Source organism: Pseudomonas sp. GWSMS-1 (assembly GCF_049847425.1).
Classification (GTDB): domain Bacteria; phylum Pseudomonadota; class Gammaproteobacteria; order Pseudomonadales; family Pseudomonadaceae; genus Aquipseudomonas.
Genome location: NZ_JBMHHV010000005.1, coordinates 3,387,725 through 3,401,913, shown reverse-complemented (window position 1 = coordinate 3,401,913; position 14,189 = coordinate 3,387,725). Strand labels below are relative to the sequence as shown.

The window sequence follows — 14,189 nt, the reverse complement described above, 5'->3', positions numbered from 1 at the left end:
TAGCTGCTATCAGTCGACCGAGAGAATCGCCAACAGTTGCACGCCACTGGCGACCCGCAGGGTGATCTCATCGTCGACGCCCTTGCCGAGCAAGAGTTGCCCCAGCGGCGCTTGTGGGCCAATCACCTGCACCGTCTGGCCGTCCTGTTGCAGCTTCATGGCCGCACCGTCTGGGCCGAGGAACAAGCATTGACGCCTATCCTCGTCGTCGCTCAGCGCGATAAGGGCGCCGAGCTGAATCCCCAGTTGCGGGTCAAAGCTACGCAGCACCAGCTGTTTCCAGTTCGCCAGGGTCTGGCGAATGGCTGCTGCCCGACGCGCTTGGCCGGTTGCCAAGTAGGAGGCTTCCAGGCCGAGGGTGTCGTATTTGTTCTCGGCGATGTTCTCTTTAGCGGTGGCAGTTTCGTAGGCGGTTAATGCCGCCTGCTGGGCTTGCAAGTGGTCATCTTCAAGGCGCTTGAGCACCTGTTGCAGCAGTTCAGTCTTGTTCATGGCGGGCACTGTGTGGGCAGCTGTGCAGGGTAGCGGAAAAGCGCCAGGGCAGGGCCGCGATCCCGCACGATCGAGCGTTGCATGCATCGCCAGGCACAGCGCGAGGCGGCGCCGGGGGTTTAATCCTGAGCCTGGCCCCTGAGCAGGTGCGCGGCGAGTGTGCGCAGTGGCCCGAGCTGCCGGCAGATCAGCGCCAGCTGGGTCTGTAGCAGCCGATGTGGGTCATCCAGCTCGTCGCTGAGCGCTTCCAGCTCGCTGGCAAGCTGCTCTTCCGCATCGCTGTGAATCGCCACCGGGCGCTCGTCATGCAGGCAGCTGGCAATCTCATCCAGGCTGGCCGCTAACTGGCTGGCGCTGGCCAGCAGTAGGTGGTCGCTGCCGCTCAGGCTAGCCTCGCCGCGGTGGGCGCCGAGGCCCGAGAGGTAGCTCAAGAGGGTGTGCGACAGCACCAGAAAGCGAAAGCCGACATCTGCTTGCTTACGAAAATGCCCCGGCTCCATCAGCATATTGCCGAGCGCGGTCGACAGCGTGGCATCGGCGTTGTGGGCGTTGCGCCGGGCCAGGCGATAGCTCAGGTCGTCACGCTTGCCGCTGGCGTATTGCTGGATGATTTGCTGCAAGTAACGGCTGTTGCAGCTCAGGGTATTGGCCAGCAGGCGATTGAGGCGGCGGCCTTGCCAGTCCGGCAGGATTAACAGCACCGCCAAACCGGCGATCAGGCTGCCCAGCAGGGTGTCGACCAGCCGTGGAATAAACAGCCCATAGCCATTGCCCAACTGATTGAAGCAGAACAGCACCAGCAGGGTGATCGCCGCTGTGGCCAGGGTGTAGCGGCTGCTGCGCAGGGCAAAGAACACCACGCCGGCGACCACCGCAAACAGCGCTTGTACCAGCTGATTGGGAAACAGGTCGAACAGCGCCCAGCCCAGCAACAGGCCAAGCACGGTGCCGCTGATGCGCTGCACCAGCTTGCGCCGGGTGGCGCCGTAGTTCGGCTGGCAGACAAACAGCGTGGTCAGCAGAATCCAGTAACCCTGGGTTGGGTGAATCCAGTGCAGCACGCCGTAGCCGGCGGCCAGGGCGATAGACAGGCGCAGGGCGTGGCGAAACAGCAGCGAGGTGGGGGTTAGCTGCAGGCGCAGGCGTTCCCAGACATCCTTGAGCGACTGCGGCTCACGGTCGAGCAGGCTGCTGTCCTGTTCTTCGGCCATGGCATCAGGGTTGCTGGCGTTGCCCAGTAGCGTATCCAGGCTGCGCAGGTTGCCGGCCAGGGCTCCGAGCGAGCGCAGTAGGTGGCGCCAGGCCGGATTGCTCTGCAGCCGCAGGTGTTCGAGGGAGTCGTGCAGGTCGGTCAGCGCCTGGCGGCATAGCTCGCGGTATTCAAACGGTTGACGCAGTTCGATGGCCTGGGCCAAGCGCTGGCAGGCTTCACCATGCAAATGCAGCAGGCGTTGGCAGCGAAACATCACATCGCTATGGAAGAACGCTTCGGCCAGCTCGTTGTAAGGGTAGTGCGAGGAGCTGGCGCGCTCGTGGATATCCTGAGCGAGGAAGTACAGCTTGAGGTAGCGGCTGACTTTTGGCCCTGGCCGGCCATTGCCTACGCGGTGCAGGATGATTTCCTTGGCCGCATTCAGCGCTGCGACCACGCGACCATTTTGTTTGGCCAGGGCCAGGCGCCGCTCTTCTACATCCAGCTGGCGTAGCGGCTCGAACAGTGCCGCTTTGAGCTTGAGATACTGGCCCAGCTCACGAAAAAGCCGGGCCAGGCTGTGTTGCACCGGCTGGTTGGCGAACAGCGCATTCCACAGTACCGACAGCACGCCGTACCAGGCGGCGCCGGCGACCAGCAGCAAGGGTTCCTGCCACAGACCGGCGGCACCGCCGCGCTGCTCCACGCCGATCATGCTGTACACCGCGAGAATCAAGGTCGCCGAGCCGAGTGTGGCGTAGCGTTCGCCGAGTGCGCCGAGCATGGTCAGGGCAAAACTGGCCAGGGCCAGAGCGATGACGAACAGCCAGGGGTAGGGGAACAGGAACTCCACCGCATAGGCCGCCACGCTGAAGCAGCCGAGGGTCACCAGCAGCGCCACCAAGCGGCCCTGCCAGCTGTCGTCGGTTTCCGCCAGGGCGCTGGCGATCACCCCGAGAAACAGCGGGATCAGCGCATGCATCCAGCCTTGCGACCAGCACAGCAGCAAGACGCCGCTGAGGGCGATAAACACCCGCAGGCTGTAGCTGAATTTGTCCTGCGCCCAGAGGCGCCGCAGCGAGTGGCGTAGCGAAGGTGACGACATCAAACAGGGGCCTTGGACGTGAGACGTGCGCTCAAGACTAATGCAATAGCCTGCCCGGCGGCACGCTCTGTCGCTATCAGTCCAGGCCAAAGGCTAAATCGGCCGGCTTAACCCGTATGGTCTGGCCGCGACATCGCCTGCGCGACGCGGTAAGAGGCCTGCGGTTACAGCGGCCAGACCACGAGCAACAGCGGCACGCTGACCAGCACCACGAGGATTTCCATCGGTAGGCCGAGGCGCCAGTAGTCGCCGAAGCGGAAGCCGCCTGGGCTGAGAATTAGCGTGTTGTTCTGGTGGCCAATCGGGGTGAGGAATGAGCAGGAGGCGCCGATCGCCACCGCCATCAACAACGAGTCTGGGCTGACCCCGAGTTGGCTGGCCGCGCTTAAGGCGATTTGGCACATCACCGCAGCGGTGGCGGCATTGTTCATAAAGTCCGAGAGGGTCATGGTCACCACCAGGATCAGCGTCAGCACCACCACCGGATTGCCCTGCGCGACATGCTCCATCAGCAGGCGCGCCAGCAGGTCGGCCGCGCCGGTCGCAGACATGGCGCCAGCGACGGGGATCATCGCACCCAGCAGGACGATCACCGGCCAGTCGATGGATTGATAGAGCAGGCGCAGGGGCACGATCCGCGCCACCATAAACACCAGCACGCCAGCGGCGAAGGCCACGGCTGCCGACAGTACGCCGAACGCGGCGAGGATCACCGCCAGCACCATTACGCCAGCGGCGAAGCCGGCTTGGGCCGGGTTAGGAATGCTGATGGCGCGGTCGGCCAGCGGCACACAGGCATAGTCGTTGGCAAAGTCGTTGATGTCCGCAGAATCGCCTTGCATGAGCAGCACATCGCCGCGCTCAAATATGGTCGAGCGCAGGCGTTTGATCGAGCGGTGACTCTGCTGCGAGATCGCCAGCAGGTTGATGTTGTAACGGTGACGCAGGCGGATATTGCTGGCTGATCGGCCAATCAACTGGGAGTCCGGGCGGACCAGCAGTTCCTGCAGCACCCTGTCGTCATTGTTGCTGTCCTTCTTTTCCTCGGTCTTTTTCTCGGCTGAGGCCTCGTCGTCTTTCTCGTCCTTATCCGGCGTCGGCTTATGCGCGGCTTCCAGCTGCAACCCCAGTTTGCTGAGCACTTCGCCGAGGGATTCAGGCTCGGCCTCGATCACCAATACGTCATCGGCCTGGAGGATGCGTCGCGGGTTGGGGGCTGATAGACGCAGTTTGTTGCGCACCATGCCCACCACTTGGGCATCGGCCTCTTCGAGCAGTTGTTCGACTTCGCGCAGGCTTTTGCCATCGGCCTTGGCGCCTTCTTTGACGCGGGCCTCGGTGATGTAGGTGCCGGTGTCAAAGCTGGCGACGCCGACCACTTCCCGGCGCGGCACCAGCCGCCAGCCGATCAGCGTAATGAAAAGCACACCGGTCAGCGCCACGGCGACGCCCACGGGGCTGAAATCGAACATGGCGAACGGCCCGGCGCCGCTCTGCGCGCGGAAGCTGGAGACGATCAAGTTGGGCGGTGTGCCGATCAACGTGGTCATGCCGCCGAGAATGGTGCCGAAGGCCAGCGGCATCAGCAAACGCCCCGGCGGCAGCTCTTGTTTGCTGGCGATCTTCAGGGCAATCGGCATCAGCAGGGCGAGTGCGCCAACGTTGTTCATAAAGGCCGATAACACCGCACCAAGCCCGGTCAGGGCGGCAATCGAAAGCATGGGCCCGGCATTGGCGGGCAATACCCGTTGCGCCATGGCGTCCACCGCGCCGGTCCGCTGCAAGCCGAAGCTGAGTACCAGCACGCAGGCCACGGTAATGACCGCTGGATGGCCGAAGCCGGCAAAGGCTTCCTGATCAGGCACCAGGCCGGCGATGACGCAGGCCAGGAGGGCGCCGAGCGCGACAATGTCATGCCGCCAGCGGCCCCAGAGGAACAGCCCCATGGTGGCGGCAAGGATGGCGAATATCAGGCCTTGGTCTTGGGTCATGCGGGCAAACCATCCTTAGAGTGGGGGCGCAGGGCGCGCGACTTAATCGTGCGCAGTGCTCATGCTAGGCGCCGCACATGCGGATAGCCGCTTATACATAGTGCGCCGCCGCGTAGCCCGACGCCCAGGCCCATTGAAAGTTAAAGCCGCCCAGGTGGCCGCTGACATCGAGTACTTCACCGACAAAATACAGCCCCGGTGATTTCAACGACTCCATGGTTTTCGACGACACTTCGCGGGTATCGACCCCGCCCAGGGTAACTTCGGCGGTGCGGTAGCCTTCGGTGCCGGCGGGCACCAGCTGCCAGTCACTCAACTGCTCGGCAAGCGCCTTGAGTTCGGCGTGGGTGTACTGCTTCATCGGCTTGGAGGCGAACCAGTTGTCGGCCAGCAGCCCGGCCATTTTCTTGGTAAACAGTTCGGCCAGCAGGGTTTTCAGCTCGCTGTTCGGCCGCTCGCGTTGCTGCTGCTCCAGCCACTCGGGCAGGTCGATATGCGGCAGCAGGTTGATGCTGATAGCGTCACCAGGTTGCCAGAACGAGGAAATCTGCAAAATTGCCGGGCCGCTAAGGCCGCGGTGGGTAAACAGGATGTTTTCCTTGAAGCTCTGGCCGTTGCAGCTCACCAGGCAGTCTTCCACCGAGGTGCCGGACAGCTCAGTGCACAGCGCTTTGAGCTGCGGGTCCGTGAGGGTGAAGGGCACCAGGCCGGCGCGGGTCGGCAGCAGCTCGTGGCCGAATTGCTTGGCCACCTGATAGCCAAAGCCGGTGGCGCCCAGAGTTGGAATCGACAGGCCGCCAGTGGCGATCACCAGCGACTCGCAGCGCACTGTGCCGGCGCTGGTCTGCAGCTGATAGCCGCTGTCCAGTTTGCTGATCTCGCTCACCGAGGTGTCCAGGCGCAGCTCGACGCCGGCGTCGTCGCACTCGCTGAGTAGCAGGCCAAGAATGTCGCTGGCCTTGTTGTCGCAAAACAGCTGGCCGAGCTTCTTCTCGTGGTACGGCACGCCATGCTTGGCCACCAGGCCGATAAAGTCCCACTGGGTGTAGCGCGCCAGGGCGGATTTGCAGAAGTGCGGGTTCTGCGAGAGAAAGTTGCCGGGTTCGCAGTACATATTGGTGAAATTGCAGCGCCCACCGCCGGACATCAGGATCTTTTTACCTGGCTTGTTGGCGTGGTCAATCAACAGTACCTGGCGTCCGCGCGCTGCCGCTGTCAGCGCACACATAAGCCCGGCGGCGCCGGCTCCGATAATCACGACCTGGGGTGTAAGCACAACTATTTCCTCGACATGCGGCGCGCGCCAAGGCTGGCGCAAAACAGCGCGCATCTTAACTGATGGCTCTGCCGCCGGTAGCGTTTCAGGGTGGGGTTACTGCGGGCTATTGCGCCACGGGAGTGATGCTTAGCCCTATAAAAAACAGGCCGGACTGGTGATTCGGCGGGCGCATCAGGACCGTCAGCGCCAGGCAAACAGTGCGGCATCACCGCCACACTGCAGCCCTAGGCAGGGGTGACTAGAGCGAGCGTACGCGCAGCGAGCGACCTTTGATTTTGCCTTCGCTGAGGCAGTTGAGCGCCTTCAGTGCCAAGCTGCGCTCAACCGCGACATAGGCTTGGAAGTCGAAGATGGCGATCTTGCCGACCTGTGCGCCGGGGATGCCAGTTTCGCCCGTCAGCGCGCCGAGAATATCGCCGGGGCGCAGTTTGTCTTTGCGCCCCGCGCCAATGCACAGGGTGATCATCGGCGGCTGCAGCGGCGCGCCACCCTGATTTTTCAAGCTGCTCAGTGGGTGCCAGTTGAGCGGCGCCTTTTGCAGGGTTTCGATGGCCTGGGCGCGATGGCCTTCGGCCGGTGCCACCAGGCTCATGGCCAGACCCTTTTCACCGGCACGCCCGGTACGGCCGACGCGGTGAATGTGAATTTCCGAGTCGCGCGCCAGTTCGACGTTGATCACCATGTCTAGCGCGTCGATATCCAGGCCGCGGGCAGCGACATCGGTGGCCACCAGTACCGACAGACTGCGGTTGGCGAACATCGCCAGCACTTGATCGCGGTCGCGTTGTTCCAGGTCACCGTTCAGCGCGGCGGCCGAGATGCCTTTGGCGGTGAGGTGGTCGACCACTTCCTGGCACTGCTGCTTGGTAAAGCAGAAGGCTACGCAGGATTGCGGGCGGTAGCAGTTGAGCAGCTTGACCACGGCGTCCATGCGCTCTTCCGGGGCTATCTCGTAGAAACGCTGTTCGATTTGCGTGTCATCGTGAAAGGCGTCGGCTTTGACCTGTTGCGGATCACGCATGAACTTCGCGGACAGCTGCTTGATGCTGCTCGGGTAGGTGGCGGAGAACAGCAGGGTTTGCCGGCGGCTTGGCGTCTGCTCGATGATCTCGGCGATGCTGTCGTAGAAGCCCATGTCGAGCATGCGGTCGGCTTCATCTAGGACCAGCGTATTGAGGCCGTCGAGTTTCAGCGTCTCTTTGCGCAGGTGCTGTTGGATGCGCCCCGGGGTGCCGACGATGATCTGTGCACCATGCTCCAGCGAGGCAATCTGCGGGCCGAACGGCACGCCGCCGCACAGGGTAAGAATTTTGATGTTGTCGGCAGAACGCGCCAGGCGGCGCAGTTCTTTGGCCACTTGGTCAGCCAGCTCACGCGTCGGGCAGATTACCAGTGCCTGGCAGCCAAAGTAGCGCGGGTTAAGCGGGTTGAGCAGGCCAATGCCGAAGGCGGCGGTCTTGCCGCTGCCGGTTTTGGCTTGGGCAATCAGGTCCATGCCCTTGAGCATTACCGGCAGGCTCTGCGCCTGAATCGGGGTCATCTCGCTGTAACCGAGGGACTCGAGGTTCGCCAGCATGGCGGCGGAAAGCGGCAGAGAAGAGAAAGCGGTGTTGGTCACGGTACAGGCCTGCTAAACGAAATGGCGTGCAGTGTAACAGGCTAGATGCGGCGGCTTAGCTCTAACGGTCAGCCGGTCTTTACAGTGGTCATAACCTATTTACGATCTCGCGAGCTAGAGCACTGCAAGGCAAAAACAGGCGAGGAAGCGGAGTTTACTTGTGTAAATGAGCATTCCGAGTCGGTTTTTAACGCAGCAGGGCCGACGCGTAGCAGATCGTATATAGGTTCTAGAACAGGTCGATGGGGTCGACGTCTAGCGACCAACGCACCGCGCGGCCGCTGGGCATCTGCTCCAACGCGTGCATCCATGTATTGAGCAAACGGTGCAGCGGCGCGCGGGCGTTGGCTTGTACCAGCAGTTGTGCGCGATAACGCCCGGCGCGGCGCTCCATCGGCGCGGGGATCGGGCCGAGCAGTTCGATGCCGCTGAGTTTCAGCTCATCCAAGAGCAGCTCGGCTTCCGTGCAGGCATCGTCGAGAAAGCCTTCTGCTTGACCTGGTTTGTGTGCCTCGGCGCGCAGCAGGGCAAGGTGGCAGAACGGCGGCAGGCCCGCGCTGCGGCGCTCGCTCAGGGCCTGCTCGGCGAAGGCGAAGTAGCCTTGCTCAGTCAACTGCACCAAGAGCGGGTGGTCAGCCAGATGGCTTTGGATAATCACTTTGCCAGGCTCTTCGGCCCGCCCGGCCCGCCCAGCCACCTGCACGATCAACTGAGCCATGCGTTCGCTGGCGCGAAAATCTGCCGAAAACAGCCCGCCGTCGGCATCGAGAATCGCCACCAGGGTCACGCGCGGGAAGTGATGGCCCTTGGCGAGCATTTGGGTGCCGACCAGAATGCACGGCTCGCCGCGTTGCACGGTGTTGAACAGGGTGGTCATGGCCTCTTTGCGCGAGGTGCTGTCGCGGTCCACGCGTAGTACCGGTACATCGGGGAAGAGAATCTCCAGGCGCTCTTCGGCGCGCTCGGTGCCAGCACCCACTGGGCGCAGGTCGACGTTGTTGCATTTCGGGCAGTTGCTCGGCTGATGCTCGGCGTGGCCGCAGTGGTGGCAGCGCAACTCGCGCGAGCGCTGGTGCACGGTCATGCGTGCGTCACAGCGCGGGCATTCCGACAACCAGCCGCAGTCATGGCACAGCAGCGTCGGGGCGAACCCGCGACGGTTAAGGAAGACCAGCACCTGCTGGCCGGCTTTTAAGGTCTGGGCGATGGCTTGTTGCATTGGGCCGGAGATGCCGGAATCCAGCGGCCGGCTTTTAACATCCAGGCGCAGAAAACGCGGCTGCTTGGCGCCGCCGGCGCGCTCATGCAGGTGCAGCATGGCGTAGCGGCCGCTGTGGGCGTTGTGCAGGCTTTCCAGGGAGGGGGTAGCCGAGCCGAGGACTATCGGGATGTTTTCCTGATGCGCACGCACCACGGCCAAATCACGCGCGTGATAGCGCAAACCTTCCTGCTGTTTATAGGAGGCGTCGTGCTCTTCATCGATGATGATCAACCCTGGACGCTGCATCGGCGTAAACAATGCTGAGCGGGTGCCGATGATGATGTCGGCCTCGCCATCACGGGCAGCCAGCCAGGCGTCCAGGCGTTCGCGGTCATTTACCGCCGAGTGCAGCAGGGCGATACGGGCGTTGAAGCGCTGCTCGAAGCGCGCCAGGGTCTGCGGGCCGAGGTTGATCTCTGGGATCAGCACCAGCGCCTGCTTGCCGGCTTCCAGGGTTTCGCGGATCAGCTGCAGGTAAACCTCGGTTTTGCCGCTGCCGGTAACGCCTGCCAGGAGAAAGGCGTTAAAGCTGTCGAAGCCTGAACGGATGGCTTCGGAGGCCGCGCGTTGTTCGGCATTCAGCGGCAACTCTGGTTGCGCGAGCCAGTTAGCGTGGCGCTTGCTCGGGGCGTGCCGACGCACCTCCACCTGGACCAAGCCTTTTTCCAGTAACAGGTCGAGGCTGTCTTTGTTCAGTTGCAGCTTGCTCAGCAATTGATGAGCAACGCCATGCGGATGCTGGGCGAGGGTCTTCAGGGCATCACGTTGGCGCGGCGCGCGGCTCAGGCGCGGATCATCGAGCTGCGCCCCTTCAGTGATCGACCAGAAGCGCTCCTGACGCGCTTCTGCCGGCTCGCCCTGGCGCAGCAGCACAGGCAGCGCCCAGCTTAGGGTGTCGCCAAGGCTGTGCTGGTAGTACTGGGCGGTCCATAGGCACAGCTTAAAAAACGCCGGCGGCAGTGGTGATTGCGCGTCAAGCAGTTGCAGAGCCGGCTTGAGTTTGTCTGCGGGCACCTCGCTGTGATCCGTCACCTCAATCAAGATGCCGATCATTTCCCGTCGCCCAAACGGCACGCGCAGCCGCGCGCCCGGCTGCAACGCGCTGCGCGGCACACCGGCGGGGGCGCGGTAGTCGAACAGGCGGCGCAGCGGCGAGGGCAGGGCGAGGCGCAAAATGACGTCGGACAAACAATGGCTCCCGTGATCAGCCGCGGTCGGCGAGGCGCGATCTTAGCATGCAGCCAGTCGACGGCCGGCCTTGCGTCGCGGTGGTGCTCTGGTATTATCGCCGGCCTAATTCCGTGCGGTACCTGACAATAGTGTCTGGTGGCGGCGCGACAGCCCTGAGGAATCACCATGAAAGCCGATATCCACCCGAACTATGTAGCCATCACCGCCACTTGCAGCTGTGGCAACGTGATCGAAACTCGCTCCACCCTGGGCAAAGCGCTGCCTCTGGACGTGTGCAACGAGTGCCACCCGTTCTACACCGGTAAGCAGAAAATGCTGGATACCGGCGGCCGTGTTGATCGCTTCAAGCAGCGTTTCGGCATGTTCGGCGCTAAGCAAGAAGCATAAGTGCAGCGCCAAGCCTAATGGCTGGTCATGCATTATTGAAAAAGGCGTCCCTTGTGGGCGCCTTTTTCGTTTTCGGCTTTTACGTAGGCGCCGCACTGGCGTTCTGCCCGGCCCCGGGCAAGCTGCCCAGCGTTAAGGTGCAGCGTGTTGTCGACGGCGACACCCTGCGCCTGGTGGATGGGCGTAACGTGCGCTTGATTGGCCTGAATACGCCGGAGATCGGCCGCCAAGGGCGTGCCAACGAACCCTTTGCCGACGCCGCCCGCAAGCGTTTGCAGGCTCTGGTAGCCGCCAGCGATGGTCAGGTTTCGTTGCGCTACGGTCAGCAAACCAAGGATCACTACGGGCGCACCCTGGCGCATGCCTATGACAACCGTGGGCGCAATTTGGAGGCGCAGTTACTCGGCGAAGGCCTGGGCTATCAGGTGGCCGTTGCGCCTAATCTGGCTCTTGTGCACTGCCAGCAAGCGGCCGAGCGCAGTGCGCGGCAGGCCCGTGTTGGGCTGTGGCAGCGCTCGCCGGTGAAGTCCCCCGCGCAGCTGACGCAGGGCGGGTTTGCTCTGCTACGGGGGCGCGTCGAGCATGTCGAGCGTAATGCGGGCGGGGTATGGCTGGAAATGGCTGATGGCCTGGTACTGCATATCGCACCGCGCGCGCTGGCTAATTTCGACTTGCGCGCTGTCCAACGGCTTGAGGGGCGTAAGGTCGAGGCGCGGGGTTGGGTGATTGATCGCGCCAAGCGTGGCGGCTTGCGTAAGGGGCAGGCGCGCTGGATGCTGCCGTTGACCGATAAGGCCATGTTGGAGGTGCTGCCATGATTGTGCGTGTGCTGCTATTGCTGGTGCTGCTGCAACTGGCGGGTTGCGCGGTCAACCCGGCCACCGGGCGCAGCAACTTCGTGATGATGAGCGAGCAGCAAGAGCTTGACCTCGGCCGTCGCTACAACCAGCAAATCCTCAAGGAAAACCCGCGCTACGCCGATGAGAAACTGCAGGCTTATGTGCAGCAGGTCGGTGAGCGCGTGGCCAAGAGCAGTCACCGCGCCCAGCTGGCCTATCAGTTCACGGTGGTCGACAGCCCCGATATCAATGCCTTTGCCTTGCCGGGTGGCTATATCTACATCCATCGCGGGCTGTTGGCGTACCTCAGCTCTGAAGCCGAGCTGGCTGCCGTACTGGGCCATGAAGTGGGGCACGTGACGGCGCGCCACAGTGTGCAGCAACAAAGTCAGTCAACTGCTTGGGGCTTGCTGGGCCAGGCGGTGGCGATTGGTACGGGTGTTGGTGCGGCCGCCGATGTCACCGGTGTAGTGGGTAACGCTTTTGTCCGTGGTTATGGCCGCGACATGGAGCTTGAGGCTGATGGCCTGGGCGCTCAATACCTGGCGCGCAGCGGTTATGACCCGCAGGCGATGATCGAAGTGGTCAAGGTGCTGAAGAATCAGGAAGACTTCGCCCGCGACCAAGCGGCTGCGCGCGGAGAAGCGCAGCCGGCTGGCGGCTACCATGGGTTGTTTGATACCCATCCGGATAACGACCGACGTTTGCAGCAGGTACTGGGTCCCGCGCGGGCCTTGGCCACAGGCCGGCAGGAGGTTAATCGCGAAGTCTTTCTTAAGCGCTTGGAGGGGCTACCCTTCGGAGACTCTGCCGAAACTGGGGTGCGCCGTGGTCAGCGCTTTTACCATGCGGATTTGAATTTCACCCTGATGTTTCCCAAGGGCTGGAGCCTGATCAATCGTGCGGATGCGCTTATTGGCCACACCGAGGATCAGCAAGCGTTTATTGCGATGACGCTGGAGGACAATCCGCAACAATTGTCGCCAGCTGAACTGCTGCGCCAGCGCGTTGGCGGCCAGCGGCTGGTGGCTGGCGTCGAGTTGCAGCAGGCTGGCCTCAAGGGCTATAGCGCGGTCATCCCCGGCAATGCCGCCAAGCGCGTGGCGGTGATTCAGCATGGTCCGCAGGTTTATTTGTTTGTGGCGGCGGTGCGTGGTCGGGCCTCGCTGGAAAGTCAGGACGAGCAGTTTTTGAGCGTGATCAAAAGCTTTCGGCCGATGACCCGCGCCGAGCGCAAAGAGGCGCAGCCCTTGCGGTTGCACATGGTCAAGGTCAAGCCGGGGCAAACCTTGGAGGCGCTAGCCAAGCACAGCAAGTTGCCCGGTGATGCGCTGAAGGCGTTGCGCTTGCTGAATAACCTCTACCCCGCAGGGCAGCCGCGAGCTGGTGATTGGCTGAAGGTCGTGCGCTAGGGCCTGCGTGCGCATACCGACTCGTCAGTCTTGTGCAGTTGTATACAACTTGCGTATCCTCGGCCGCCTGCCTGTTCAACAGCCCAAAGCGGAAATGCCCATATGTCTGATTTGAAAACAGCCGCTCTCGATTATCACGCCAATCCCCGTCCGGGTAAGCTGAGTGTCGAGCTCACCAAGCCAACCGCAACCGCCCGCGATCTAGCCCTGGCTTATAGCCCGGGTGTCGCTGAGCCTGTGCGCGAAATCGCGCGTGATCCGGAGTTGGCGTATCGCTACACCGGTAAAGGCAACCTGGTGGCAGTGATCTCTGACGGTACCGCTATTCTCGGTCTTGGCGATCTCGGTCCGTTGGCTTCCAAGCCCGTTATGGAAGGTAAGGGCGTACTGTTCAAGCGCTTTGCCGGTATCGACGTATTCGACATTGAAGTCGAGTCCGAGAGCCCGCAGGCCTTTATCGACACTGTACGCCGTATCTCCATTACCTTCGGCGGCATCAACCTGGAAGACATCAAGGCACCTGAGTGCTTTGAAATCGAACGCACGTTGATCGAACAGTGCGATATCCCGGTATTCCACGATGACCAGCACGGCACCGCGATCGTGACGGCTGCGGGCATGCTGAATGCCTTGGAAATCGCCGGTAAAACCCTGCCAGACGCCAAGATTGTGTGCCTGGGCGCTGGTGCAGCCGCGATCTCCTGCATGCGCTTGCTGGTGAGCATGGGTGCCAAGGTTGAGAATATCTTTATGGTCGACCGCAAAGGCGTGATCCACGCTGGCCGCGATGACCTGAACCAGTACAAGGCGGTCTTCGCCAGCGAAACGGACAAGCGCACCCTGTCGGACGCGCTGGATGGTGCTGACGTATTTGTTGGTTTGTCTGGTGCTAACCTGCTGGCCCCTGAAGACCTCAAGCGCATGGCGGCAAGCCCGATCGTGTTCGCCTGCTCCAACCCGGATCCGGAAATTCAGCCAGAGCTGGCCCATCAAGTGCGTGATGACGTGATCATGGCCACCGGTCGTTCCGACTACCCGAATCAGGTCAACAACGTACTGGGCTTCCCGTTCATTTTCCGTGGTGCTCTGGACGTTCGTGCGACCCGCATCAACGAAGAGATGAAAATCGCGGCTGCTCTGGCGCTGCGTGACCTGGCCAAGTTGCCGGTGCCGCAGGAAGTCTGTGATGCTTACGGCGGCATTGCCCTGTCGTTTGGTCGCGAGTACATCATTCCGAAGCCAATGGATCCACGTCTGATCACGTTGGTCTGCGACGCTGTGGCCAAGGCTGCGATTGAAAGCGGTGTGGCGACGTTGCCCTATCCGAAGCATTATCCGTTGCAGTCGGTAAACGACGTGTTCAACGGCTAAGCGCTTAGCTAAAACGCAATAAAAAACCCGCTTCGGCGGGTTTTTTATGGT

Annotated in this window: 10 protein-coding genes; 4 read left to right on the top strand and 6 right to left on the bottom strand. The window is 62.3% G+C overall.

Annotated features, from left to right (window positions below; all coding sequences use genetic code 11):
* Window positions 1–9: 9 nt before the first annotated feature.
* From ACEPAJ_RS19540 to ACEPAJ_RS19515, 6 genes are all read right to left on the bottom strand, one after another.
* Window positions 10–492 (bottom strand): GreA/GreB family elongation factor, encoded by a 483-nt coding sequence (locus tag ACEPAJ_RS19540; RefSeq protein WP_425917173.1) that lies wholly within the window; start codon window positions 490–492, stop codon window positions 10–12.
* A 119-nt stretch (window positions 493–611) separates the two neighbouring features.
* Window positions 612–2,789 carry a YccS family putative transporter gene (yccS, locus tag ACEPAJ_RS19535; protein ID WP_425917171.1) on the bottom strand — a complete coding sequence of 726 codons (2,178 nt, stop codon included), beginning with the start codon at window positions 2,787–2,789 and terminating at the stop codon, window positions 612–614.
* A gap of 164 nt (window positions 2,790–2,953) precedes the next feature.
* On the bottom strand, window positions 2,954–4,780 hold the full coding sequence (locus ACEPAJ_RS19530) for an SLC13 family permease (protein WP_425917169.1): 1,827 nt from the start codon (window positions 4,778–4,780) through the stop codon (window positions 2,954–2,956).
* Window positions 4,781–4,871: 91 nt separating this feature from the next.
* On the bottom strand, window positions 4,872–6,056 hold the full coding sequence (locus ACEPAJ_RS19525) for an NAD(P)/FAD-dependent oxidoreductase (RefSeq protein ID WP_425917167.1): 1,185 nt from the start codon (window positions 6,054–6,056) through the stop codon (window positions 4,872–4,874).
* A gap of 241 nt (window positions 6,057–6,297) precedes the next feature.
* Window positions 6,298–7,677 carry an ATP-dependent RNA helicase DbpA gene (dbpA, locus tag ACEPAJ_RS19520; RefSeq protein WP_425917165.1) on the bottom strand — a complete coding sequence of 460 codons (1,380 nt, stop codon included), beginning with the start codon at window positions 7,675–7,677 and terminating at the stop codon, window positions 6,298–6,300.
* Window positions 7,678–7,906: 229 nt separating this feature from the next.
* Window positions 7,907–10,126 carry a primosomal protein N' gene (locus tag ACEPAJ_RS19515; RefSeq protein ID WP_425917163.1) on the bottom strand — a complete coding sequence of 740 codons (2,220 nt, stop codon included), beginning with the start codon at window positions 10,124–10,126 and terminating at the stop codon, window positions 7,907–7,909.
* A 168-nt stretch (window positions 10,127–10,294) separates the two neighbouring features.
* On the opposite strand from ACEPAJ_RS19515, the gene rpmE reads away from it, so the two are divergent.
* The 4 genes from rpmE to ACEPAJ_RS19495 all read left to right on the top strand — a co-directional run bounded on the left by rpmE (window position 10,295) and on the right by ACEPAJ_RS19495 (window position 14,138).
* The gene (gene rpmE / locus ACEPAJ_RS19510; RefSeq protein ID WP_090240350.1) at window positions 10,295–10,516 is read left to right on the top strand and encodes a 50S ribosomal protein L31; all 222 of its coding nucleotides are present in this window, start codon (window positions 10,295–10,297) and stop codon (window positions 10,514–10,516) included.
* A 17-nt stretch (window positions 10,517–10,533) separates the two neighbouring features.
* Entirely contained in the window at window positions 10,534–11,334 is an 801-nt protein-coding gene (locus ACEPAJ_RS19505; protein ID WP_425917161.1) for a thermonuclease family protein, read from the top strand.
* Window positions 11,331–12,767 carry a M48 family metalloprotease gene (locus ACEPAJ_RS19500; RefSeq protein WP_425917159.1) on the top strand — a complete coding sequence of 479 codons (1,437 nt, stop codon included), beginning with the start codon at window positions 11,331–11,333 and terminating at the stop codon, window positions 12,765–12,767. The genes ACEPAJ_RS19505 and ACEPAJ_RS19500 overlap by 4 nt, the downstream gene beginning before the upstream one ends.
* A 102-nt stretch (window positions 12,768–12,869) precedes the next feature.
* Window positions 12,870–14,138: a malic enzyme-like NAD(P)-binding protein gene (locus ACEPAJ_RS19495; RefSeq protein WP_425917157.1), complete on the top strand. Its 1,269-nt coding sequence runs from the start codon at window positions 12,870–12,872 to the stop codon at window positions 14,136–14,138.
* Window positions 14,139–14,189 lie beyond the last annotated feature (51 nt).